Annotated in this window: 26 protein-coding genes; 6 read left to right on the top strand and 20 right to left on the bottom strand. The window is 35.4% G+C overall.

Going from position 1 to position 25,272, the window contains the following annotated elements:
* Positions 1–21: 21 nt before the first annotated feature.
* From IE155_RS14645 to purM, 3 genes are read right to left on the bottom strand one after another with little or no spacing between them, the layout of a single operon-like run.
* Entirely contained in the window at positions 22–762 is a 741-nt protein-coding gene (locus IE155_RS14645) for a DUF3108 domain-containing protein (protein WP_229817342.1), read from the bottom strand.
* Between the two features lie 16 nt (positions 763–778).
* Positions 779–1,420, bottom strand: coding sequence for a phosphoribosylglycinamide formyltransferase (purN, locus tag IE155_RS14650; protein ID WP_189378998.1), 642 nt, complete (start codon positions 1,418–1,420; stop codon positions 779–781).
* A 6-nt stretch (positions 1,421–1,426) separates the two neighbouring features.
* Positions 1,427–2,473 carry a phosphoribosylformylglycinamidine cyclo-ligase gene (gene purM, locus IE155_RS14655; RefSeq protein WP_189378999.1) on the bottom strand — a complete coding sequence of 349 codons (1,047 nt, stop codon included), beginning with the start codon at positions 2,471–2,473 and terminating at the stop codon, positions 1,427–1,429.
* 204 nt (positions 2,474–2,677) lie between these two features.
* On the opposite strand from purM, the gene IE155_RS14660 reads away from it, so the two are divergent.
* Together IE155_RS14660 and hda are read left to right on the top strand one after the other, a co-directional pair.
* Entirely contained in the window at positions 2,678–3,733 is a 1,056-nt protein-coding gene (locus tag IE155_RS14660; protein ID WP_189379000.1) for a DUF2066 domain-containing protein, read from the top strand.
* On the top strand, positions 3,730–4,461 hold the full coding sequence (gene hda / locus IE155_RS14665; protein WP_189379001.1) for a DnaA regulatory inactivator Hda: 732 nt from the start codon (positions 3,730–3,732) through the stop codon (positions 4,459–4,461). Before IE155_RS14660 ends, hda begins: the two co-directional genes overlap by 4 nt.
* 24 nt (positions 4,462–4,485) lie before the next feature.
* Here the strand turns inward: hda and IE155_RS14670 are convergent, their stop codons facing one another.
* From IE155_RS14670 to IE155_RS14690, 5 genes are all read right to left on the bottom strand, one after another.
* Positions 4,486–6,444, bottom strand: a complete 1,959-nt coding sequence (locus IE155_RS14670) for a PKD domain-containing protein (protein WP_189379002.1) — start codon at positions 6,442–6,444, stop codon at positions 4,486–4,488.
* Positions 6,445–6,512: 68 nt separating this feature from the next.
* Positions 6,513–6,920, bottom strand: coding sequence for a DUF2069 domain-containing protein (locus IE155_RS14675; RefSeq protein WP_189379003.1), 408 nt, complete (start codon positions 6,918–6,920; stop codon positions 6,513–6,515).
* Positions 6,921–6,938: 18 nt separating this feature from the next.
* The gene (arsC, locus tag IE155_RS14680; RefSeq protein WP_189379004.1) at positions 6,939–7,280 is read right to left on the bottom strand and encodes an arsenate reductase (glutaredoxin); all 342 of its coding nucleotides are present in this window, start codon (positions 7,278–7,280) and stop codon (positions 6,939–6,941) included.
* A gap of 88 nt (positions 7,281–7,368) precedes the next feature.
* Entirely contained in the window at positions 7,369–8,841 is a 1,473-nt protein-coding gene (gene bepA, locus IE155_RS14685; protein WP_229817344.1) for a beta-barrel assembly-enhancing protease, read from the bottom strand.
* Position 8,842: 1 nt separating this feature from the next.
* Positions 8,843–9,481, bottom strand: coding sequence for a hypothetical protein (locus IE155_RS14690; RefSeq protein WP_189379121.1), 639 nt, complete (start codon positions 9,479–9,481; stop codon positions 8,843–8,845).
* 153 nt (positions 9,482–9,634) lie between these two features.
* On the opposite strand from IE155_RS14690, the gene IE155_RS14695 reads away from it, so the two are divergent.
* A complete protein-coding gene (locus tag IE155_RS14695; RefSeq protein ID WP_189379006.1) occupies positions 9,635–9,859 on the top strand; it encodes a sulfurtransferase TusA family protein in 225 nt (74 codons plus the stop codon).
* A 4-nt stretch (positions 9,860–9,863) separates the two neighbouring features.
* Complete coding sequence (locus tag IE155_RS14700) at positions 9,864–10,937, top strand: AI-2E family transporter (protein ID WP_189379007.1); 1,074 nt, start codon at positions 9,864–9,866, stop codon at positions 10,935–10,937.
* A gap of 84 nt (positions 10,938–11,021) precedes the next feature.
* On the opposite strand, the gene bcp is transcribed toward IE155_RS14700, so the two are convergent.
* Both bcp and IE155_RS14710 read right to left on the bottom strand, forming a co-directional pair.
* Positions 11,022–11,495 (bottom strand): thioredoxin-dependent thiol peroxidase, encoded by a 474-nt coding sequence (gene bcp, locus IE155_RS14705; RefSeq protein WP_189379008.1) that lies wholly within the window; start codon positions 11,493–11,495, stop codon positions 11,022–11,024.
* Between the two features lie 32 nt (positions 11,496–11,527).
* Positions 11,528–12,067: a glycine cleavage system transcriptional repressor gene (locus tag IE155_RS14710; RefSeq protein WP_189379009.1), complete on the bottom strand. Its 540-nt coding sequence runs from the start codon at positions 12,065–12,067 to the stop codon at positions 11,528–11,530.
* A 289-nt stretch (positions 12,068–12,356) separates the two neighbouring features.
* Here IE155_RS14710 and bamC point away from each other — a divergent pair, with 289 nt between their 5' ends.
* Positions 12,357–13,439 (top strand): NlpB/DapX family lipoprotein, encoded by a 1,083-nt coding sequence (gene bamC, locus IE155_RS14715; RefSeq protein ID WP_189379010.1) that lies wholly within the window; start codon positions 12,357–12,359, stop codon positions 13,437–13,439.
* Between the two features lie 116 nt (positions 13,440–13,555).
* Here bamC and IE155_RS14720 read toward each other — a convergent pair whose 3' ends face one another.
* The 6 genes from IE155_RS14720 to IE155_RS14745 all read right to left on the bottom strand — a co-directional run bounded on the left by IE155_RS14720 (position 13,556) and on the right by IE155_RS14745 (position 20,314).
* Entirely contained in the window at positions 13,556–14,065 is a 510-nt protein-coding gene (locus tag IE155_RS14720) for a DUF1697 domain-containing protein (RefSeq protein WP_189379011.1), read from the bottom strand.
* Between the two features lie 10 nt (positions 14,066–14,075).
* Positions 14,076–15,128: an aldo/keto reductase gene (locus IE155_RS14725; RefSeq protein ID WP_189379012.1), complete on the bottom strand. Its 1,053-nt coding sequence runs from the start codon at positions 15,126–15,128 to the stop codon at positions 14,076–14,078.
* Positions 15,129–15,155: 27 nt separating this feature from the next.
* Positions 15,156–17,498: an FdhF/YdeP family oxidoreductase gene (locus IE155_RS14730; RefSeq protein WP_189379013.1), complete on the bottom strand. Its 2,343-nt coding sequence runs from the start codon at positions 17,496–17,498 to the stop codon at positions 15,156–15,158.
* Positions 17,499–17,593: 95 nt separating this feature from the next.
* Positions 17,594–18,022, bottom strand: coding sequence for a GNAT family N-acetyltransferase (locus IE155_RS14735; protein WP_189379014.1), 429 nt, complete (start codon positions 18,020–18,022; stop codon positions 17,594–17,596).
* 70 nt (positions 18,023–18,092) lie between these two features.
* On the bottom strand, positions 18,093–18,590 hold the full coding sequence (gene ilvN, locus IE155_RS14740; protein ID WP_189379015.1) for an acetolactate synthase small subunit: 498 nt from the start codon (positions 18,588–18,590) through the stop codon (positions 18,093–18,095).
* Entirely contained in the window at positions 18,590–20,314 is a 1,725-nt protein-coding gene (locus IE155_RS14745; RefSeq protein ID WP_189379016.1) for an acetolactate synthase 3 large subunit, read from the bottom strand. The genes ilvN and IE155_RS14745 overlap by 1 nt, the downstream gene beginning before the upstream one ends.
* Before the next feature lie 529 nt (positions 20,315–20,843).
* On the opposite strand from IE155_RS14745, the gene IE155_RS14750 reads away from it, so the two are divergent.
* The gene (locus IE155_RS14750; protein ID WP_189379017.1) at positions 20,844–22,379 is read left to right on the top strand and encodes an HD domain-containing phosphohydrolase; all 1,536 of its coding nucleotides are present in this window, start codon (positions 20,844–20,846) and stop codon (positions 22,377–22,379) included.
* Positions 22,380–22,450: 71 nt separating this feature from the next.
* Here the strand turns inward: IE155_RS14750 and IE155_RS14755 are convergent, their stop codons facing one another.
* The 4 genes from IE155_RS14755 to IE155_RS14770 form a co-directional block, all read right to left on the bottom strand.
* Positions 22,451–22,831: a VOC family protein gene (locus IE155_RS14755; protein ID WP_189379018.1), complete on the bottom strand. Its 381-nt coding sequence runs from the start codon at positions 22,829–22,831 to the stop codon at positions 22,451–22,453.
* 107 nt (positions 22,832–22,938) lie between these two features.
* Complete coding sequence (locus IE155_RS14760; protein ID WP_189379019.1) at positions 22,939–23,256, bottom strand: MliC family protein; 318 nt, start codon at positions 23,254–23,256, stop codon at positions 22,939–22,941.
* Positions 23,257–23,343: 87 nt separating this feature from the next.
* Positions 23,344–23,949 carry a 5'-deoxynucleotidase gene (gene yfbR / locus IE155_RS14765; protein WP_189379020.1) on the bottom strand — a complete coding sequence of 202 codons (606 nt, stop codon included), beginning with the start codon at positions 23,947–23,949 and terminating at the stop codon, positions 23,344–23,346.
* An 11-nt stretch (positions 23,950–23,960) separates the two neighbouring features.
* Positions 23,961–25,178, bottom strand: coding sequence for a pyridoxal phosphate-dependent aminotransferase (locus tag IE155_RS14770; RefSeq protein ID WP_189379021.1), 1,218 nt, complete (start codon positions 25,176–25,178; stop codon positions 23,961–23,963).
* Between the last annotated feature and the right edge of the window lie 94 nt (positions 25,179–25,272).

Below are 25,272 nucleotides of genomic sequence, written 5' to 3' on the forward strand. Positions count from 1 at the left end.
CCTTCTAAAGAATCTATGTTTTTATTTCTTAGTAACAGTATTCAACTGAGCTTCAAATTGCTCTACACCACCTTTAGTTTGGTATAATTTAACCATTAAATAATTTAATTCAGGGGCAAACCAAGCATAAGTGACTCTTTTCTTTTCTATCACTTCACGTTTTAGTTTTATTGTTTTGACTAAACCGTAAGGCAACATTACTTTTTCTTCACCGTCATATTGATAAACGTAATTTTTAATTCTATCTTCATTTTTTACTACAGGGTAAACAAAGTTCTTTTGCTCGGGATTCATTATTAAATTGAAGCGGTGCTGTAAATGATAACTTAAAGTATCTTGAACATTTACAGGGTATTCAACAGTGTAAGTTCTTTTTTCCTCAATATCGGTAGCGGTCGAATTTTTGATATCAAATTGCCAATGAGATGACTTATCTCTACCTGTACCTTCACGAGTATATTTAAAAGCAAATGGCGTAACATGTCCATTGTCAATCTCAAGGATTGACGTTTCTGTACGTACATCACTGAATATTAGCCATTCAATATCCGTATGATAGCTGTACTCATACTGGCCATTATCAAGTTTTTTTAATTCACGTATTGCTGTTCCTACAGGCTTTGATTTGTGAATTATCGTATAATTGGCGGTAAAAGGCTCAATTATCGGGTTAACTAAGTTTGTTTTAATTGCCTCTTCTGCTTGAGTTGTTGTTGCTAATAAACCATAAAAAATACCTAGAGAGAGTAATTTTTTTAACATAATTAACCTTAATATTTTATTCGCTAGCATAACCTGAAATAGGTAAAACATTTCCGTCTAATACGGCTTTATCTTGAATCATCATCACTCTTTTGCTACAAAACCATTTTACCACTAATGGGTAAATACGATGTTCTTGTTCGTGAACTCTACTCGCTAAATCGTTGATGGTGTCCCCTTCGAAAATAGGCACTTTAGCTTGAAGAATAACAGGACCACCGTCAAGCTCTTCAGTAACAAAATGAACACTAACACCATGTTCTGTATCTTTTGCATCAATTGCACGTTGGTGAGTGTTGAGTCCTTGATACTTAGGCAACAAAGATGGATGAATGTTCAATAATTTTCCTGAAAAATGTTGAACAAAATTTGCAGTTAAAATCCTCATAAAACCAGCTAGCACAACAACATCTGGCTGAAAAAGATCTATTTGCTTGATTAATGCCTGATCGTAATCTTCGCGAGAGTTAAAGTCTTTATGAGAGAGGGCGTGAGTTGCTATGTTATTGTCTTGTGCTCGAACTAAGCCATAGGCATCGGCTTTATTTGAGATAACACCAACAATTTCTCCTGGATAGTCAGTAGCTTTGCAAGCATCTATTAATGCTTGCAAATTTGTACCACTGCCCGAGATTAATACCACTATGCGGCTGGGCATGGCTACTTATCCTTTCTGAATAATCACTTGTTCTTGGTTTTCGGCTAATGAAGTAATTTCTCCTATATGCCAAGCATTTTCACCATTAGCAGTTAAAATATCTAGACTTTGCTGTACTTTATCAGCAGGTACTACGAGGATCATACCAACACCGCAGTTAAACGTACGATACATTTCATGAGTAGTAATATTTCCTTTGTCTTGTAGCCAGTTAAATATTACGGGCCATTCCCAGCTTGATTCGTTAATCACTGCTTGAGCACTTGCAGGTAAAACACGTGGAATATTCTCCCAAAAACCACCACCTGTGATATGTGACAGCGCGTGTACATCTACTTCTTTTAATAAGGCTAAAACAGATTTTACATAAATTTTAGTAGGTTCAATTAAGTGGTCTGCGATTGATTTACCGTCAAGTAATTCTGTTGTATCTGTATTATTTACTTCTAATACTTTACGTATTAATGAAAAACCATTTGAATGAGCGCCTGATGAACCTAATGCTATTAATTGATCACCTGCAGCAACCTTAGTTCCATCTAACAAACGAGATTTTTCAGCAACACCTACACAGAATCCTGCAATATCATAATCACCTTTATGGTACATACCTGGCATTTCAGCCGTTTCACCACCAACAAGGGCACAGCCTGATTGAACACATCCTTCAGCAATACCTGCTACTACAGCAGAAGCAACAGTTACGTCTAATTTAGCAGTAGCATAATAATCTAAAAAGAATAACGGCTCAGCACCTTGAACAATTAAGTCGTTTACACACATAGCAACTAAATCAATACCAACAGTGTCATGCTTTTCTAAGTCAATTGCTAAACGAAGTTTTGTGCCAACACCATCTGTTCCAGCAACAAGTACTGGTTCTTGATACCCTGTAGGTAATTGACAAACAGAACCAAAGCCACCAAGGCCTCCCATAACTTCAGGACGAGTTGTGCGTTTTACCGCGCCTTTAATGTTTTCTACTAGTGCATTACCAGCATCAATATCTACACCAGCATCCTTGTAACTTAAAGACTGTTTTTGTTCGCTCACGGGGGAAACCTCTATTTGTTGCCATTTAGTCGTAAAGGCGCATATTCTACCAGTGCAAGAGCGCGGTGAAAATCATTATGATAAATTATTTTTTTCCGTGAATTTTTTTCCATACTTTGTGATAAGATTAAACTTATGAAAATTGCCTACCTTATTAATATGATTAGATATTGTTTGATATTTTGCTTGTTAAGCCTAAGTAGCTTGAGTTCTGCAATAGAAGTAACTGATTTATATGTAGCAAAAATTGAAGTAAGCTCGCAAAGTAGTAAGGAGCGTGGTCAAGCACTTAAATCAGCCCTCGCTTCAGTATTTCTTAAAGTTGGCGGGCAACAGCAAGTCCTTTCACAACCTGAGATCCGGTCTGCGTTGTCGCGGTATAATCATTATCTATCAAAGTATCATTATGAAAAAAAAGCTGATCAAAATTATTTAGTAGCGACATTTGATGAAATAAAAATTAATCAATTATTTATTAATAGTAATATTTCGTTGTGGGGAAGTTTGCGTCCACAAGTACTTTTTTGGATTGTTAATGAAGATGGTTTATCGCGTAAAATTGTATCAGGTTCAAATTCACCTGAAATTCAGCAACAGCTTTTAAGTTTTTCACAGAAGCGCGGATTACCTATTTTAATGCCTTTGATGGACTTGACAGACGCAAATATGATTTCAATTTCAGATGTTTGGGGGAGATTCTCAGGGCCCATTATTCAAGCATCGAATCGTTATTTAGCCGAAACCGTTATTGCATTGCGGATATCAAATCGTAGTTTACTTTCTGAACAAGAGTTGCAAACTGCAGAGTCTTGTCCTTTATGTCAGCCTTCGTTTGTACTTGATTGGTATTTAGTTTCTGACGCAAGTAATGCTTCAAGCTTTAACGTTGGGCAGTCTTACCAAGGGCTTGATAAAGAAGTCTTACTTTCACAAGCACTATCAGATATTACCGATGAAATATATCAAAATTATGCGTTGAGTAGCGATGAAAGTAATGAATATATTATTGATGTGGCTAACGTAACTTCATTAACTATTTATACTGAACTTACCGAGTTTTTAACTCAGTTGTCTTCAGTTCAATCTATTCAATTATTAAGTGCTCAAGGGGATAATCGTCGATTTAAGTTAACTTTACTTGGATCAAAACAAGCGTTAATGTCGTCGTTAAAGCTTAATCAATCTTTAAAGCAAGCATACGATCCCCTTGGCCCTGTTGTTGAGGATGCTGTTCCCGTCTTTTATTGGAGTAAGTTGTGACCAAACACACACAACTTGCCTTACAAGTCCAATTACCCGATGACGAAACATTTTTAAGTTATCGGGGAGAAAACCGTAAAGCATTAATTGATATGCTCAGCACTTATATTTCTCCTAATGAAGTAGAGTCAGAGCATAATGTGATTAACGGTAAAGCTATTCCAGGTTGTTATTTATTTGGTTTGTCTGGGGCAGGAAAATCACATCTATTACATGCAAGTTGTAGTTTAGCAGCAGAGCTTAAACTAAGCTCCGTGTGTCTATCATTAGGTGAAGTTCAACAATACTCGGTCGATATTTTAGATGGATTAGAGCATATTGATTTAGTGTGTTTAGACGATATTCAATTAATTTCTCGTTCGAGTGTTTGGCAACAAGCTGTTTTTGATTTATATAATCGAATTGGTGAGCAAAATAATAAAATTATAATTTCTGGCGATAAAAGTATTAAAGCGCTTAATTTAACCTTACCTGATTTAGCTTCCCGTTTATCTTGGGGATATGTTGAGCAAGTAAAGTTGTTAAATGATGAAGATAAATTGCAGGCATTACAATTTAGGGCTGGACAACGGGGCCTTGTATTAAGTCATGAAGTAGCGAGTTTTTTGGTGACACGTTTATCGCGTGATATGAAAAGCTTGATCCAAGCATTAGATGCTTTAGATCAAGCGTCAATAAGGGAACAACGTAAAATTACTATTCCGTTTATTAAGAACGTTTTATTGTAATATTGTCATTTGAACTTACGTTATTTATTCTTCGTTATTATTTCCTTCAATTTTAAGTTCCATTCTTGTTAAATGTTGCGTATTAAATGGTCTGCCTATTACTGGCGAATATCGAGGGTCTTGTTGCTCACTTTGCTTTAATAATTGCTTTGCAATTGTATTTTTTGCAGGGGAGTTTAACGCTAAAGTATCCCAAAAATTACTCCCAGAAGGTATTGTGATAGGTTCAGGTAATTCTGCAAGAGCAGATATCAGATCATTAAATTCAGGCAGAACTCGTTCAACGACTAATTCAATTCTCGGCATTATATTTTCTTCGCCTTCTCGTCCTCTTTGTCCCCAAGCGATATTCTCAAGGTTTTGATCTGTGACCATGACATCGCGTTGAACGTTATAGCGTGTTTTCATCATAAAACCGTCAAACAAAATAGCATAATCTTCTCTGGTACTTGAGTAGCTATAAAATTGTGGAGCACCTTCATCTTTAAAAAAGTTGGCAATATCTTCTGGTCTATAGCTTTTTTGTGTAGCGTTTGCCGGCGGATCATTATGAAACCTTACTCTCGCTAAGTCCCACATTTCATCACCATTAAGTGGCAGTACGGTTTGTAGATAATCTGACTGAATAGCATTTTGTACAATACGATTATATGCGATAGATTCAATTTTGTTTGTACGATTAACGTTATCCCACAAGGTACTTGGAAAGTAATCATTTGCGTGAGCGAGTTCATGATATAGCAATGACGCAAAGCTATATAATGTATCCTCAATATCTCGTGATAGACGATATCTTATATTAGGAAAAAAACTTGCGTAGTTATTGTCTTTTACATAACGCCAAGGCATTTCAAATTGTAAGTCACTACCGAAAGAGGCACGATAGTCAGGCGCCTGATTTATAGTATCTCGCTCTTCTGGAGTCAGCCACAAATCGTCAGGATCTAAATAGATAGCACCTGTATAAGACTGATAAAAAGAAGGGCGAATATCGTACGAAATTACTATGGCAGTTGTTGCTCGTAATAAGTTTTTAAAGTCATTATGTTCGTTATCAAAGGTTTCAAGAAAAGCTTTAAAGCGATCCCCCATCCATTGATGAGATACTAAAACATGATCCATTATATCGTCTACTGTCGGTGTTTTGGTTACATGTGCAATTAATGGAGATGTTGAAAAATTACAGGCATTACTATTTATTTTTAATTTGTTTGAATAGACGCAATCAGCTAAAACATCTGCGACAGGCGAATTTGGGTTGTATGGAAATACGGTAGCTACACGATTATTTTGAAAATAGGCATCGTTTGTTGTTAATACTTCTATATCACTATTTTCAACTAGCACAGCTAATTTATCAGTAAAAGTTTCACCATTATCAGTCAGAGAAACTTCAAACTCTAATAGTGTATCTTTAGTGACGGTAGGGGCGTCGAAAAACACAGCAAACTTACCATCTGTATCATCTTCTGTAAAAGTAACTGATGGTCCTGATACTTGCTTCCACTTAATAGTGTCGGTATTAATGTCTTCGTTAAAATAAGTTCTTAAAGATACGGCGTTTTGTTCCACCACCGCATGGCTTAGTCTTAGCGACATTGGACTGAGTTCATTAGTAACAGTTATAGTTTGATCTAATGAATGATGATTACCATTACTATCTTCAAATGTTACATTAAAACTATAATCACCAGCTATCAGTGTAGAGAAAGAAACAACTTTGCTATTTTTTGCTAATAAAGTGATTGACTCGCCGGATGTTTGTGACCAAGAGATATTGGAAAGAGGTTCGTTGGGAGAAAATAAAACTAGATCGGCACTTTGATCTAATTTTATTGTTTCTTCCATAACAATAATGCTAGCGGTTGTTTGAACGGGAGTCTCCCCTGTAGATTGATTGGACGTTTGACTTGTGGAACTGCCTCCACCACAAGCAATCAAAAATATAGTAACGAACAAGAGAGATAAATATGAGTTTTTCATTTTAATTAATATTCCTTTTAAACTATCCTTGTAAATATACTGTAAAAAGCAAAATTATGATCTTTGAATTAGCTAAGTTTATTTTGTTCTTCATCTTTTTTCTTTTTTAACCCTAAGCCTAATTCTTGCCCACGATATTTAGCATAATAGGTACCAGAAATGAACATAGCTGTTGCAAATATTAGTTCTAAAGTTGCCCAAATATAATCTTCTTTCGATACCCATAACGTAGTTAAGCTGTGTAAAAAATACAACATTACAATAAAATTAGACCAAGCAAATGTATAAGGGTTACCTTGAAGTAATCCTTTTAAAGGAAACAGCAAAGGGACGATAAACATAATCAATGTTAATAATGGTGATAATCCTTCAGAAGGATTAATTACTAATAACCAAATCGGCAAAAATAGTAATAATGAAAAATAGCCGGTTAAGGCTATTTTTTTATGGGTTTGTGTTGATATATAGCGTTTCATTAACGTTTTATGTTCCAATTAACTGATTAAAGTTAAGACATTTTCAGGAGGGCGTCCAATAATTGCTGCATTACCTTTTACAACAATAGGACGCTCCATTAACTTGGGTGTATCAACCATCGCTTGAATTAAAGTGCCATCATCAGCGTCTTTAAGGTGCTGTTCACTAAACTCAGTCTCTTTTGTTCGCATTATGTCGATTGGCGACTTATTTAATTTTGTTAATAATGTTTTTATTTCACCTTCAGTTAATGGATTTTTTAAGTATTCAATTACCTTAATGTCTACATTGTTTTCTTCTAAAAGTGCTAAGGTTTGTCTGCTTTTTGAACATCGGGGGTTATGATATATCGTGAACATTATGTATCCTATTTTTAATTTAAGGCTTTCAATATATTGCCTTTTTTTAATAATAAACTTTATCTAATTATTCTATGTTTAAAAGCGATCAATTTAAACGTTTAAGCTTCTCTTGTTGGTCTTGCAATTGTAAAATTCTACCTTTAATACGTTTACTGATAATGGGTAAATCATCGGCGTAAGTCATCGCTGTTTGTAGTTCATCTATTGCTTGAGTATAAGCACCAACTAATGCCATTACTTGTGCTTTGCTGACATGCATCAGTGCTTTTTTATCTTGTTTGCGATAAACCGTTGTTAGTAAATCATAAGCTATAAAGCTGTCAGGACTCACTAATAAGAAATCTTGAAGTACTTGAGCTGATGCATCCAAATTACCCATTTCAAGTAATACATTTGCATAGTTGAGTGCTGCGACTTGATTGTTAGGCATTAACCAATTAACCGTAGCTAACATTTTTTCTGCTTGTTTAAATTGTTTTAATGCAATAAGTACATCGGATAAAGCGTCAATATAGAACAGGTTATTGGCATCTTCTTGAAGAAGATCGTTTAATATTGCTAGAGCTTTGTCATAAGCCTTATCTTCAAAATAAGAAAGAGCTAAACCGTAGCGTGCAGCAGCAAGAAAGGCATATTGGCCTTTACTTATTGCACTAGAAAAATGATTGATATTATATTCAGGATCACCTTCGTATCTTGCTTTAATCCGCGCTTTTGCTAGCTCAAAATCTAATTTAGGCGCAACACTTATTTTAGGAAAGTTTTGTGCTCTAATCCGCGCTTCTGATACTCGGGACTCAGGTAGTGGATGAGTGAGTAACATAGCGGGTGGTTTACTGGTGTAGCGATATTTTTCCAGCATTTTATTGAAAAAATTAGGCGCACCAAGTGGATCAAAGCCACTATGCGCTAATAGGGTGATGCCAACTCGATCCGCTTCTTTTTCATTACCGCGGGTATAGTTAATTCCAAATTGCTGGCTAGCCGCCATACTGGTACTCAGGGCTGCCATACCAACAGCGGGGTTAATCATTGTCAATAATACACCTGACACAATACCAGCTAGCGTTAATGGCTGTGTTCTACTTTGCGCTTCAATTCTTCGCGCTAAATGTCGTTGGGTTACATGAGAGATTTCGTGTGCAATCACTGATGCTAGTTCACTTTCGGTGTCAGCGGTTGTTATCAAGCCACTGTGGATGCCTATATGACCACCAAAAAAAGCAAATGCATTTAGCTCTTGATTATTAACGATAAAAAATTCGAAGCTGTAATTAACATCATTTGCATTTTTAACAAGGCTATTACCTAAATGATTAATATACTCGATTAATACAGGATCATTAATGATACCGCCTCGAGCTCGGATTTGCTGCATCATTGCGGTACCAATCAAGCGTTCTTTATCGACTGATAAAACACTAAAGCCGGAAGTGCCTATTTGTGGTAATTTGTTTTTATCAGCACTTGCTGCCCACGAATACGAACTAGCAGTTAACGCTCCGACCACAAAACAACCGATAAAAAAGAAATAACTTAAATTTTTATAGTTTAACAAGTTAATTTTCCAAAGCTCCATTAGGATCATCAAGAAGTTGGTTAATTTCTAGTGCACTTTTGCTGTCATTAATTGCTTGGCAAAACTTCACAATACTAAAACCTCTGACATCAATAACTTCAAAGGATTCATTTAATTTTTCAATTAAATTTTCAACGCGTTGGTGAGCATATTTGATAAGTGCCATATCTGCTTCATCACCATTGCGAAACGCAAAAATAATAAATGAGACTAAATTACTCAATCTAAAAAGTACTCGCATTGATTCTGGTTGCCAAAATTTGAATGAACAAAATTCATGATCCCTCATTGTTCTATTGATGCGTTCACCATGTACCACAGGATAACAGTGTAATTCGTAATGCTGTTCACTATAAACATGTCTGAGAGATATTTTGGGTTTACGTTCTACATGGATTTCACCAGCCAAATCTACATGACCATTTAGATAGGCTAAGTTCCAATTATTTCGATTAAAAATAGTTTTATATCCGCTATCAAAGCCATCAGTGAGGATGCTATCTAAGTCACCTATGGATATTGCTGCCATGTGATAAATAGGTGGAACTTCTCCCCAATTAAGCTTCTTTTTATAATTATTCACATCTTTAAGACTGGGATTTAAGGGTAATTCTTTCATGAAATGATTAATTTAATCCAAATGTAAAAATTGTAAGATAATTTAGCGAGCCTTTACAAAGAATATATGGCCGCTAAAATTTAAAAGACCTATTGTAATCGATTGTCGCAAATTAGATAATTAAACGAAAGGGGATCGAGAATAAAATATCTGATGATTTATCAATATAATGCTGTAAAAGATAAGTGTCCTTTACCTTTAGTTAAAATGCGTGTCCTTTTGAATAAAATGGTCAAAAATGATATTTGTATCATGCAAATTTCTGACGCTGGTTCAATCGCTGATATTCCTAATTATTTAACAAAAAAAGGTTATCATTTCTCCCAGAAAAAATTAAGTGACTCAGTTGTTGAGTTGCAAATTAAGCAGGTTAGTTAATTTTATGGTGTCTTTTTTCACTCAATGGTACAAGCGTAAGTTTTCAGATCCTCATGCAGTAACTTTGTTGGTTATCTTACTTTCGATATTTTTATTTATATACTTTTTTAGCAGTTTATTAATGCCAGTCTTTGTTGCTATTGCAATAGCCTTTTTGCTAGATTTACCTGTTAATAGGTTAAGTAATATGGGCTTGTCGCGCACATTAGCAGCCTCTTTTGTTGTGATTATGTTTGTAGGTGTGACCTTAATCGCCAGCTTTGGCTTGATGCCTATCATGTGGCAGCAAAGTAGCAATTTAATTCAAGAAGTACCTCATATGGTGACACAAGGACAAAGCTATTTATTAACTTTGCCTGAAAAGTACCCAGAACTTGTTAAAGCGGATCAAATAGAATCGGTTTTTAGCTTCGTTAAAAGTAATTTAATAGAATGGGGGCAAGTGGCACTAAAGGCGTCATTAAATTCAATTTCAGACCTTGTTGCTTTACTTATTTATCTTATTTTAGTGCCGTTGATGGTATTTTTCTTTTTGAAAGATAAAAAACAATTTTTGCAAAATTTTTCTTCGCTTTTGCCTAAAGATCGCGCAATGGCAGTTCAAGTTGGTAATGAAATGAATCAACAAATAATGAACTATATTCGAGGAAAAGTCATTGAAATTATTATTATTGGGGCAGCTTCAACGATTACTTTTGCTCTTTTAGGGCTTAACTATGCTTTGTTATTAGGCGTGTTAGTTGGTTTGTCGGTATTAGTTCCTTACGTGGGAGCCACTATTGTAACTTTGCCTGTGCTTTTAGTTGCTTTGTTTCAATTTGGTACCGGGGCTGAATTTGGGTATGTCATGCTAGCGTATGGAATTATTCAAGCGCTTGATGGAAACTTATTAGTACCACTATTATTTTCAGAAGCTGTAAATCTTCATCCTGTTGTTATTATTATTGCAGTGATCTTATTTGGTGGTTTGTGGGGGTTCTGGGGAGTATTTTTTGCTATTCCATTAGCAACCTTAGTAAAAGCGGTAATTACGGCTTGGTCTAGCCCTAAATTTGAATTGTCAGGCGAGAATAATTAATAGGCACAGTTAAGGCTTCAGTGAATTTAACTCATAAAAAAACTCGGACTATCGCCGAGTTTTTATGAGTTAAATTAAGTTAGCTTAAACGTTTTTGCTTAATTCATCTAAAACGACTTGATGATGATCTTTGGTTTTAAATTTATTGAAAACATGACTGATTTTGCCATCTAAGCCAATTAAAAAGCTTAAACGATGAATTCCGTCATATTCGCGGCCCATAAACTTCTTTAAGCCCCAAACACCAAAAGCATCGGCTACTTTATGGTCAACATCTGAAAGCAAAGTGAAATTTAATTCATCACGTTGGCAAAATTTAAGTAATCGTTTAGGTTCATCAGGACTGATACCAAAAACGACGGTATTAAGGTCTGTTAATTCTTTTTTACTATCTCTTAAGCCTTGAGCCTGTACGGTACAGCCTGGTGTCATTGCTTTGGGGTAGAAATACACTAATACTTGCTTTTTCCCAATATAATCAGCAAGAGATACTAACTCGTTATTTTCATCAGGTAAGCTAAATAGTGGCGCTGTTTCACCCACTGTAATTGTTTTCATTGTAGTTTCCTTAATGTTAGGTGTAATTCCAACTAATCAAAATCTGAAATTTGATTGGCGGCAACTGGTTTTATACAGCCTTGAATATCGAGTTGTTCACATAATTCGATATAATCGGCTTCAAGTTTTTCAATACTGTTGTCTTCCGTTAATGCAATAAGAATAGTGGCGTGAGTTTGTTCATGTTGATGATTATATTCAGACTTTAATGAGGATATATCAATACTTCGATTAGCAAAAAAAGCGGTAACTGCTTTTAAAACACCAGTTTGATCAATTCCCGCATATTCTACTTGAAAATGTTGAGTGAAATCACGACGTTTGTAGCCAGAGGTACGTTTCATCATGGTTATTAGTTCAAGTTGATGAGCAACATGAGGTAATTTTAATTCTAGTTGATTAATGGCTTTTACTGTACCTTTAAGCAACATGATCATAGTGAATTCTAAACCAAATCTCGCCATCCGACTGTCAATAATATTACAGCCACAATCACTTGCAAGTTTGGTTAACTCACTAACACTGCCTGTTCTGTCAGCGCCCATAGCTGTTAATACAAGATATTGAGACATTTTAAACCTAGGTTAACTGAAAGGGCGTTATTGTAACGCAAATTAATTATTCGGGCTAATGTAAACTAGCGCTTGTGTTTGTTAAATCAGATAAGTACCATGGTGCGCTTGTGTTATGCGCTATTGATTATATTAAGTGGTAAGTTTGGTGTTTTGAGGAACTAATTATTAAAAAGTGACTCAAAAGCGCGTAATCTATTAAATTTACAGTTAGCTGGTTGCTTGAGTTTGCCAGTTAATAAAGAAAAGTACATCCTAGTATTAAGGTTTATTTTCGTCAGGAGTTTTGATGAACCGAAGCATAATTTCTCTGTCTTTGATTTGTATCGCAATCACGGCTTGTAGTACTGTTAGTAAAAAACACGCAATAGGTGGTTTTGAATACGCTAGTAAAGAAGAGTCATCAACATTAGTTATACCAGAAAACTTAGAACAGCCTAAATATAAAGATGATTTTGTTATTAGTGATAAAATTAATCATAAAGGACCTATTGGTGAACAAGTTGATATAAGAGCTCCATCGTTAGCCTTACCAATAGCGGCCGCTACGCGTATTGAAAATGAGAGCCAGCAAATCAAAATATGGTTTGATAAAGTGCTTGAAGACAAAGATTTAAAAACTTTTATCTATCAAGCTATTGTTGATGAATTGGCTACTAATCAAGTTACTTTGTCAGAGCTTGATAGTGATAAGTTACTTTATCAATCAAGCTGGTTTACTAATGAGAAAGAATCAGGCTGGTTATTTACATCGATAGAAGAAACGGTACGAGTTAAATTTAAGTATCAGTTAGAAACTAAGCCTCATGGTAGAAGTGTTGCTGTTATAGTTGAGTTGACTGATTATGAAAAAGTGAATGAATCAGGTCAAACTACAGAGATTGATTTGATTGATAAAGAGCGCTTTGAAATGGCTATGCTCAATGAGATTATTGCCCAAGTAGACTTTAAATATAGAAGTTATCAACGTGAAAATCAGTTATTAAGAGCTAATCAACAACTTGTTTCGCTTGGTGAAAATGAAAAAGGGCAGGCGGCATATATTGTTGAAATGGAAAAGGATATGCTTTGGTCTAACATGCCTATTTTATTTTCTAAATATGGATTTGATGTTAATGATTTGAATGAATCAAAACAAATCTATTATGTTACTTATACTAAACCTGAAACAAGTATATGGGATAGTTTTTGGGGAGATGATGCCCCAGTGATAGACTTACCTGAGGGTAAGTATCAATTTCATTTAGAAGAAAGTGAAAACAGAACCGCTGTGAGTATTCTCAATGAGAAAGGAGAGGGATTAACTAAAAATACATTGGAAGAAATATTTGATGTAATGAAACTAGCCTTATCATTTAAAGATTCACTCTAAAGTATCTTTTAAAATAGTAGAGATAAAACAATGCCGCAGGTAGCGGCATTTTTTATATCAAAAATTCAACAGTACATATAAAATTAATTTATTTCTGACTATGATTTTTGGTTATTTTATAACATAGTATTGATCTTATTTATGGTATTTAGGTTACGCCCTGTTACTGCTGTACCTAAACAAGACTCCATATTAGCGACAAACTTAGAACGACCAATGCCTTCAGGAGCATATAGATACATTATATTGTTTATTAAGGAGTATTGCTCACTCTCAATCTGATACTTTTCAATTTTCTCCATTGCTAACTCAGCCGTATTTTTACAGAAATAAAAATGTACTAATTTACCTTCGTTATTGAGGTATGGGCATTTTGATAGCGCTTGAAAAAAATCTTCAGCGTTCAAGGTAATAATTTCAGGGGTAATATTAAAATGTTGTGAAATAATCTTTTTAATTCTAGTTGTTGGTTCATCTTCGCTTGATAAAATCACATTACCTGTTTGAATATAATACTGTATATCTTTAAACCCTGAAGCCTCTAATATGGGGACGAGTGATTTCATCGGTAACTTATTATGTCCGCCAACATTAATCCCTCTGAATAAAATAACAAATTTTTGCATTAATTTTTCCTTAAAAAGTAGCGGGATATTGTTTTAGTATTTCTTCAATGTCAGATGATAACTCATCAGATATTGGCTTTGAGAATGCGTTAATGTTCTCTTTAAGTTGAATTATACTGGTTGCACCAATTATTGTGGAACTAACACCGTCTATATGATTACACCAAGCCAGTGCCAACTCAGCTGGGGTCATGTGATAGCTTTTCGCAAGTTGACAATACTTTTCAGCAGCTTGTTGAGCAAGTGGTGTATCTCTAAATAAACCATTACGTTGTATTAAAGTCCATCGACTTCCCTTAGGTCGAGTGCCATTCAGGTATTTACCTGTTAGCATTCCTGTGGCTAGTGGTGACCAAGGCAAGTAAGCAATGTCTTCATGTACGCAGTTTTCAATTAAATATGGCCAATCTTTGCTATGTAATAAACTAAATTCATTTTGAATAGATACCATTTTCGGTAGGTTATGCTCACGAGCTAATTTAAGGTAAGTATTAATACCCCATGGGGTTTCGTCTGATAAACCGCAATAACGAATTTTTCCCTCAGTAACACATTGGCTTAACCCTGTTAATATGTCGTGCATTTGATCTGTTTGCTCTGCAGCGTTAACCGTTGTTAAAGGTATTTGATTGGGCCATTGCTTACCAAAATGTGGGGAAACTCTATTTGGCCAATGCAGTTGGTATAAGTCGATATAATCGGTTTTCAGCCGTTTTAAAGAGCTATTAACCGCTTCTATTACATTTTTACCTGTAATCTGATCGCCTTCTCTTATCCATTTTAAACCAGGTCCTGCAATTTTAGATGCAACGACTAAATCATGACGTTTAGCTTTATTATTGTTAAGCCAATTACCTAATATAGCTTCAGTTTGTCCTGAGGTTTCAGCCGAAGGGGGGATAGGATACATTTCAGCAGTATCTATAAAATTAATCCCTTGGTTTATTGCGTAGTCTATTTGAAGATTAGCATCACTTTGATTATTTTGAATTCCCCAAGTCATGGAGCCTAAACAAACACGTGATACTTCTATATTACTTGAACCTAAACGAGAAAATTCCATTAGTTAATCACCAGTATTTTGATTTTATTAGATAATGCGTTCGTTAGCTGTTTTTTCTAACATTACAGCGATTGCTTTCGATGTTGGCGTATATGATCGATCTCCAATGCTGTCTAATGGCACTAAAGGGTTTGTTTCAGGGTAATACGCAGCTAAGTTACCTTGAGGAATATCATAAATCTTTATTTTAAAACCACTGACTGAGCGCTTTTTATCATCAGACCAAATCGATGTGATAGTAACAATATCATCTTCATCTAGCCCTAATTTTTTAGCATCTTTGATATTAATAAAAACGACATTTCTCTCATTGCTAACACCTCGGTAGCGATCATTCAAACCGTAAACCGTTGTATTGTATTGATCGTGTGAGCGCAATGTCTGAAGAGTAAATAATGGCTGTTTTTTATTTTCTTGAAAATGCTCTGTTATTAATTTTTCAGGTAAAGTATGTACGCTAAATAGCGCTTTTTTAGCTTTATTTAGCCATTGCAATTTTGCCGCACTATTACCTAAATAAAATCCACCAGGGGCATTTAGGCGATTATTGAAGTCGGAGAATTCTGGTAATGTTTCGCTGATCATATCTCTGATCACATCATAATTATCAGTTAATTCTTGCCACTTCACATGCTGATTGCCTAGGGTTGCTTGGGCGATACCTGCGACAATTGCTATTTCAGATTTTTGCGCAGAGGATAAAGGTTCAACATTGCCCTGTGAGGCATGTACCATACTAAAAGTATCTTCAACGGTAATATGTTGTGGTCCACTCGCCTGAATGTCTAGTTCAGTTCTACCAATACAAGGCAAAATTAAGGCATCTTTGCCAATAGCTAAATGACTACGATTTAGCTTAGTGCTAATTTGAACATTGAGTTCGCTATTTGATAATGCTTCTAGTGTTTGTTCGGTATCTGGTGCTGCAGCTGCTATATTTCCGCCTAGACAGATGATGACTTTACTTGATTTATTTAATAATGCTTTCAGTGCATGATAAACGTTATGGCCGCTGGTAAAAGGTAAAGGTTTATCAACTAAATGTGTTAAAGCATTAATAAAATCGCTACTCGGTTTTTCGTTGATGCCAACGGTTCGATTGCCCTGAACATTTGAATGGCCACGAACTGGACATAACCCAGCACCTTTTTTACCTATGTTTCCTTTAAGTAGCTGTAAATTAACTATTTCTTGTATAGTAGCAACAGAATGTTTATGTTGAGTAATTCCCATCGCCCATGTGCAAATGACTCGTTCTGCTTGTAAATAAACTTCTGCTGCATTTAATAACTGGGCTTTTGATAAACCTGATTGTTGCTCTATTTTTTGCCATGATGTATTGATAACTTGCTGATAATATTTATCAAAATTTAGGGTATGCTGTTCGATAAAATTGTTATTGATAATAGCGTCGCGCCCTTGACTCATTTCTTGTTCATTTTTTTCAAAAATATGTTTACAGATCCCGCGAATAGCAGCCATATCCCCCCCTAATTTAGGAGTGAGATATAAATGACTAATGGTAGTTGCACTAGGGGTTAATAATTCAAGGGGATCTTGTGGGCTAGCAAAACGCTCTAATGCGACTTCTTTTAAATTATTAAACGACACTATTTTGCAACCTGCACGTGATGATTTTCGCAATGCATTCATCATTCTAGGGTGATTGGTTCCCGGATTTTGACCAAAGACAAAAATCGCATCAGCATGATCAAAGTCTTCTAGAGTAACAGTGCCTTTACCGATACCAATACTTTCATTAAGTGCTACTCCACTTGCCTCATGACACATATTTGAGCAATCAGGAAAATTATTTGTGCCATACATACGTCCAAATAATTGATAGATAAATGCGGCTTCATTACTTGCTCGGCCTGAAGTATAGAATTCTGCTTGATCAGGAGAGGATAGCTGAGTTAAATAATGGGCTATTAATTTAAACGCATCTTGCCAATCAATCTCCTCATAATGATCCGTTGCCGAGTTGTAACGTAAAGGTTCCGTTAACCTGCCTTGATACTCTAGCCAATAATCACTTTGTTTTTTTAGATAGCTAACACTGTGTTTTTTAAAAAATTGAGTATCGGCTTTTTTAGTTGTGGACTCCCATGCAATAGCTTTTGCGCCATTTTCACAAAATTGCAGTAAGCCTTCTTTTTGATCACCCCAAGCACACCCCGGACAGTCAAACCCTTTATCTTTATTGGCTTTCAATAAGTTTTTAATGTTGGTTTTGGGCTGTTGACTGTCAATAATATGCTTAATAGTCGATTTCAAAGAAGAAAATCCTCCTGCCTTTTGAGGTTTACTTTCTTTTGTTGAACTAGCGTGTGAAGAATGAGCTGGTGTCGAGTTTTCTAATGATGACATTACTACAATAGCCTACGTTTTTATAAACCAAATTAATCGTACTAATATATAGGCTTTCGGCCTTTGTTAAAATGCTTAATGACTTAAATTGGGATCTATTGGAGTATATGGGAAAATATAACTAATTGCTTATCCTTGTTGAAATACACGTTAAAGCGAAGTAAAAGTTCGTTTGATAGAGTGTTTATATTTCCCTTTGTAAACTTATTTTTAAGGTAAAGTGGAGTTAAAGACTGGCCGGCAAAGCAAATAAGTATAGGATGCTGACGAATGCAATGGTGTATTAGCTTAGATGCTAATTTTCTACCCATATATTTTTTATCTACCACCAAAGCGTGTAAAAAACCTTGAGGGTTATTTTTTGTAATATAGGAAACAATAACGCATGCAATGATCAATTCTCCTTCTTTAATAAAGTAGGTGTGATCTAAGCCTAAAAAACGCGCTGAATAATGTTGTTGTTTATAAAAATTCAGGATTCTTTTTTTATCGTTTTTACCTGCGGTTATTATGTGTAAAGTCATTTGATTTTATAGCTGTAATAAACAAAACCAAGCATGATGCTTGGTTTTGTTTTACTAAAGTACTGTCAGTCTATACCCTTAGCGCTTTTTCGCCGCGGGCAATACCCACACAACCTGAGCGAACAGATTCAATAATTTCTGTTTCATTCCCCATTGTTTCAATAAAAGCGTTAAGTTTTTCAGCATTACCTGTTAACTGAACAGTATAAATTTGTTTGCCAATATCAACTATTGAACCCCTGAAAATATCTGTAATACGTTTTACTTCCGTACGTGATTTTTCATTCATTGCTAATACTTTGATCAATAGAAGTTCCCTTTCTATATGGCTACGTTCAGTGAGATCGGTAATTTTGATCACATCGATCAATTTGTTTACTTGCTTTACTATTTGCTCAAGGACACGATCATCACCGCTTGTGGCAATAGTTATACGCGATAAACTGGCATCTTCAGTTGGAGCAACGGTTAAGCTTTCAATGTTAAATGCTCGTTGTGAAAATAAGCCAACAATGCGAGAAAGGGAACCTGGTTCATTTTCCAATAATATAGCTAAAATACGACGCATTATGCTTTCTCTCCTTTTCTTACCCACATATCATCAATAGCACCAAGGCGTATTTGCATTGGATAAACATGTTCAAGTTCATCAACCAGTACATCAACAAAGACTAAACGGTTTTTAATATTAAAAGCTTCTGTAAGCTTATCATCAAGCTCTTCTAAATGATTTATTTGCATTCCTACGTGACCGTAGGATTCGGCTAATTTCACAAAATCTGGTAGTGATTCCATATAAGATGAAGCATGTCTACCGCCATAGATCATATCTTGCCATTGGCGCACCATGCCTAAAGAACGATTATTAAGAGAGATAATAACTACAGGTAAGTTATATTGTGAACATGTCGATAGCTCTTGAATATTCATTTGGATTGAGCCGTCACCGGTAATACAAATTACATGGCTATCAGGAAAAGCTAACTTAACTCCCATGGCTGCGGGTAAGCCAAAGCCCATGGTGCCGAGTCCGCCTGAATTAATCCATTGGCGGGGTTTAGCAAAAGGGTAGTATTGTGCAGCAAACATTTGGTGTTGTCCTACATCAGAACACACATAAGCTTCACCGTTAGTAATTTTATACATAGCTTCTATTACGCGTTGAGGTTTAATTTTACCTTCGCCTTGAGTGTAACCAACACTATTTACGGCACGCCATTGATTAATTTGTTGCCACCAACTGTCGTTTGCTTTTTGATCAATTTGATAGTCGGTTTCTATTAATTCATCTAATAGTTGTTGTAATACAATATCAATTAAACCAACAACTGGGATATGCGCATTAATTGTTTTAGATATAGAGGTTGGATCTATATCTACATGGATAATGGTAGCGTTTGGGCAGAATTTTTTTACATTATTGGTAACACGATCATCAAAGCGAGCACCTAGAGCTAAAATAACATCAGCATTTGCCATTGCTTTGTTAGCTTCAACACTACCATGCATCCCTAACATGCCAATAAAGTTTTTATGTGTGCCAGAAAGGCCACCCAACCCCATTAATGTGTTAGTACAAGGAGCATTTAATGTTTCTACCAGCTCTGTTAATAGCTCAGCTGCATCAGCTAACACTATACCACCGCCAGAATAAACAACGAGCTTTTTGGCGGAGCTTATTGCTTTTACAGCTTTACGAATTTGTTTAGGATGACCTTTTTCCGTAGGGTTATATGAACGTAATTGCACATCGGTTTCAATGTGAAATTCGCCTTTATTATGTGGCATTAAAATATCTTTAGGAAGTTCTACAACTACTGGGCCGGGACGACCAGATTTCGCGATATAGAATGCTTTTGAAATTGTATTAGGTATATCTTCGACGCTTCTACAATTAAAACTATGCTTTACTACTGGACGAGAACAACCAACAATATCGGTTTCTTGGAAAGCATCATCGCCAATTAAATTAGTCGGCACTTGACCAGACAATACTACCATTGGAATAGAATCCATATAAGCGGTTGCAATGCCGGTAATACAGTTAGTCGCGCCAGGACCCGAGGTGGCTAATACTACACCCACTTCGCCGGTTGCTCGTGAATAACCATCTGCCATATGGGTTGCGGCTTGCTCATGACGTACAAGGATATGTTCGAATTCAGATTGCTGAAAAATAGCATCGTAAATATCTAATACGGTACCACCGGGGTAACCGAAGATATATTTAATCTTCATCGCTGCTAGTGCTTTTACCACCATTTCAGCGCCTGTAAACGAGTTTGTTGTCATGTGCTTTCCCTTAATAGTACCTAAAAAATTCATTAAAAAACCCTCGGTCTTTTCAGAGCGAGGGTTTGGTATTTGGTTATAACGTTACATTATTTATACAAAACACAATCCTCGCGCTGGTTTAATAACCACCACGACAGAGAGGACGACGTTGAGTAAAGTTGAAAAATTCATTTGTTAATACACTTTATAAAAAATTAAATAATGTAAATTTGCGTGGCTATATTTTTAAGGGGTTTAACTGTTTGTGTCAACCTATAATTACAAATTATTTGATTTTAGTTATAACTATTTCTTATGAAGACAATTGACAGTATTGGAAAGCTTGTAATGTAAGTTTTAATTCTAATACAAAGTGCAGTCGAATTTTTAGATTTAACATATCTAATAAAGCTGGATTAATACAGCTATCACAATGATATATATCTAGTTTATTCAAATTATTTTAATTATTTATACATAAATGATTAGCAAATTTTATTTACTGAGTTACACTAAATTTATAGTTTTACTTCAGGATTTTAGTTTTATGTCAATGTTCGTGTTTAAGGATGAAGAACCCATTGAAAAATCAGAGGCAATTAAAACAAGTAAAAAACTTTGGAGAGTTTTGATTGTTGACGATGATGAAGCGGTACACCAAATTACTAAACTTGTATTGTTAGACGCTATTATTGAAAACCGCAGACTTGAAATGGTCTCAGCCTATTCATCCAAAGAAGCACAAGATATTTTAAACAACGATGATTCATTTTGTATGGCCTTTGTTGATGTTGTGATGGAAACCGATCATGCAGGGCTTGAATTGGTTGATTGGATTAGAAACACACTAAAAAATCAAGCGATTCGATTAATACTTCGTACGGGACAAGCAGGCACAGCTCCCGAAGCAAAAGTTATAAAAGAATTTGATATTAACGACTATAAAGAAAAAACAGATTTCACCTCAAATAAAATGATCACAACGGTATATGCTGCAATAAGAGCGTACCGAGATATTATTACGATTCAACGCAGTTTAGATGCGTTCAAGCAACTTATTAAATCAACACATGATCTTTTAAGAATTAATCAGTTTAAGTCTTTTGGTTCGGCTGCACTAAATAATTTATTAACTCTCATGGATTTAGATAGCTCAGCACTTTATATTGCCCGAAATCAAATAGATTATGATCAACAATCTACAAATTTTATTTTGGCGTGTACGGGCAAGTACGTTAGCGAATCAGATGATTTAGATAGCTCTGAAATTGATGAAAATATTAAACAACTAATACGTGAAACATTTGATAATAAATCACATTTTTCGAATGATGATTGTTTTATTGGTTATTATGAAACAGCGAGTAATGTTTCATCAGTATTGTATATAGAATTTGAAGATGATAATGAGCATTTTCGTTCCAATTTAGTGGAGTTATTCGCAACTAATGTGGCACTAATCCTAGAAAGTTTAACTAAGCAACATGAAATTGAACGAACACAAAAAGAGCTCATTTATATTGTAGGAGATGCAATAGAAGCTCGTTGTAAAGAAACGGGGCAACATGTACATAGAGTTGCGCTAGTTTGTGAGTTATTAGCAATTAAGTTGGGGTTGCCTAGCGAGCATGTTAGGGCTATCAGACTAGCCGCACCTCTTCATGATATTGGCAAAATTATTGTGCCAGAATCTGTTGTACAAAAACCAGGAAAGCTTGACGCCGCTGAGTGGTTAATCATGAAGCAGCATACTGAAAAAGGTAGTGAATTATTATCTAAATCAAAAGCGAATATTTCTAAACTTGGGGCTAAAATGGCGATGTCACATCATGAAAACTGGGATGGTTCTGGGTATCCTGAAGGTTTAATTGGCGAGGCTATTCCTTTAGAGGCTCGTATAATGGCTATTGCCGATGTGTATGATAGTTTACGTTCTACTCGCAGTTATAAAGATGCATGGGATGATGAACAAATCAAAACATTTTTTATTGAACAGAAAGGGAAAAAATTTGAACCCTCTTTAGTTGAGCTTTTTCTTGAACACTATGGCGAATTAGGAAAAATTCAAGCAGACTGGATTTAGTTGATGTTGCCTCTATTTTACTTAACTATTGCGCCTATTAATTGTTATAGGCGCAGGCATAGCTGAAGTATTTATTTTAAAGAATGCAAGCCAAACATATTTCCTTCACTGTCTTTGGCTAAACTAATAAAACCATACTCTCCAATTGACATTTTAGATGTTTCTACACTACCACCAGCGGCATTTACCTTTGATTCTTCTAATGCACAATCGTCACACGAAAAATAGATTAGGGTGCTGTTAGCACCTGCGGTAAAACCATCAAGTTTCACCAGCGCGCCCGAAGCACCATATTTTTCCATGTTAGAAGGAAATGCTAACATCTGAATAGTTTCGTCAGCAGGAACGATTAAGTTTTCTAAGCTAACATCAAACACGGCTTCATAAAAATTTTTGGCCCTAGATAAATCATCCACATAAATCTCAAACCAGCCAACAGGATTATCACTCATTTACTATCTCCAAGTAGTTATTAAAACATTTATATTAAAAATAGCACATGTATTTATACTTGCGCACTGATATGAATATAAAAGGGGACTGGGGGAGATTATACTATCTAGCTTTTAGCAATACAGGTTAATGGCGTCATTCTGCCTATAGTAAATGTTATTTCATCACCTTTTCCTCTGAGACTTGTCTTCATATTGGTATAATAAAAGCCTGATGCTGTAGGTTTTTGTTGTAACTTCGAGGTTTGATTTTGATAGGTAAGCAAAGCTAATGCTTGATCCTCATAGAAACGTACTGAAATGGTTGTTTCTCTAGAGCAGTCAAAAGTGACATCAGTATAGTTTTGAGTTTTAGGCGTTATTGAGCAACTATACAACAGTGTCGTTGTCGTTAAAATGTGGAGTAATTTAGGGAAAAATTTCATTTAATACCTTTTAATTATGCCTTAAACTTGATCTCTATCAGAACTTAGTCGAGAAGGCTTAATATGCTTAAGTCGTTGATGTTTAAGTTAAATGTTCTTCGTTAATTGGTCTACAGTAGCTGAGCAAGATTTTAAAAAAGTTTTTAAAAAATAATCTACTTCAGGCATTTGCTGCTTTATATCATTTAATTTTTTTTCTAATCGTTCTTCTACGTGATCAAATTCATGATTATTATGTGCTAGTTCATCCAATGCTTTAATGTAAGCGACTAGAATATCCGCGGCTTTGACAATTTTTTTATATTCATCATCAACATTATCTTGCACAATTATATCTGAAAATAACTCTTGAAACTCTTCTGGTAATGACGCTAAACATTCTTTTTCAGCAAGGCTTTCTATTTTTTTAAATTCTCTAGCTATTTCAGGATTTGCATACTTAGTTGGGCTAACAATGTCGCCGTAACGAGTTTCAGAGGCTTCGTGATATAAAGCAACTGTAGCAACGCGATCAGCATTAATATTGCCTTTAAATTTCTTATTACGAATGACTGCTAGTAAATGGGCTACAATCGCTACTTGATGTGAATGTTCTGCAACATTTTCAGGTTTAACGCAAAACATTAATGCCCAGCGTTTGATTAAGGGCATTCTGAACATCCATGCAAGAAAAGTGCTTTGTGAATCAGGCATTTATTATCCTATTATTCCTGTTTATACGTTGAGAAAAAGTTTTTTAACCTTTCCAAGGCTGGGCGAAGTTCATCTACATGCGGTAAAAATACTAAGCGAAAATAGTGATGTTCTTTTATATTAAAGGCGCGCCCATGAACTAATAAAATTTTCTCTTGTTTTAACAGATCAAGGATCATTTTTTCATCGTCTTTAATGTTAAATTTCTTACGATCGACTTTTACGAAGAAGTACAATGCTCCCATTGCTTGGTTACAAGAAAGACCATCAATTTCGTTTATCATTTTATAGGCTAAGTTACGTTGTTTAACTAGTCGTCCGTCGCCTGAAATCAATTCATTAATGCTTTGGTAACCACCTAAAGCTGTTTGAATCGCATGTTGACAAGGTACGTTAGAGCACAGTCGCATTGAAGACAGCATGGTTAAACCTTCGAGGTAATCTTCAGCGTGAATTTTTGGGCCAGTAATCACCATCCAACCAGCGCGAAATCCGGCTATACGATAATTTTTTGATAATCCGCCCATCGTGATCACTAATACGTCATTCGTGAGCCTTGCTGTAGGAATATGAATGGCATCGTCATATAAGATTTTATCGTAAATTTCATCGCTAAAAATAATTAAATTATGCTCACGAGCTAAATTTATAATGTCGCGTAAAACTTCTTCTGTATATACTGCGCCTGTTGGGTTATTAGGGTTTATTAACACAATAGCTTTAGTTTTCTTACTTATTTTAGCTTTAATATCTTCAATATTCGGGAACCATTGATTATCTTCGTCACATTGATAATGCACGGGTGTGCCGCCTGATAATGATACCGCAGCTGTCCATAATGGATAATCGGGTGCAGGAATGAGTACTTCATCATCATTATCTAACAAGGCTTGCATAGCCATTACAATTAATTCACTTACACCGTTGCCAATAAAAATATCGTCTACGCGAACATCTAAAATGCCTTGTTGCTGGAAGTATTGCATTACTGCAACACGAGCAGAATAAATTCCTTTTGAATCACTATAACCTTGAGAGCGAGGAAGGTTATGAATTACATCTTTGAGTATATCGTCAGGAGCTTCAAAGCCAAATGGGGCAGGGTTACCAATATTCAATTTTAATATTTTATGACCTTCATCCTCTAAGCGCTTCGCCTCGGCTGCAATTTGTCCCCTGATTTCGTAACAGACATTTTTGAGTTTCGACGATTTTCTTACGCTTTTCATAACTTACTTCTTAATTTTACGATGAGTGATAGATAGAGGTGCATACCATAGTGCTTAAGTATTTGCTTACAGTACTGACTCTATTAAAGCGAAT

It is taken from the genome of Thalassotalea profundi, from assembly GCF_014653195.1.
Taxonomy (GTDB): Bacteria; Pseudomonadota; Gammaproteobacteria; order Enterobacterales; family Alteromonadaceae; genus Thalassotalea_B; species Thalassotalea_B profundi.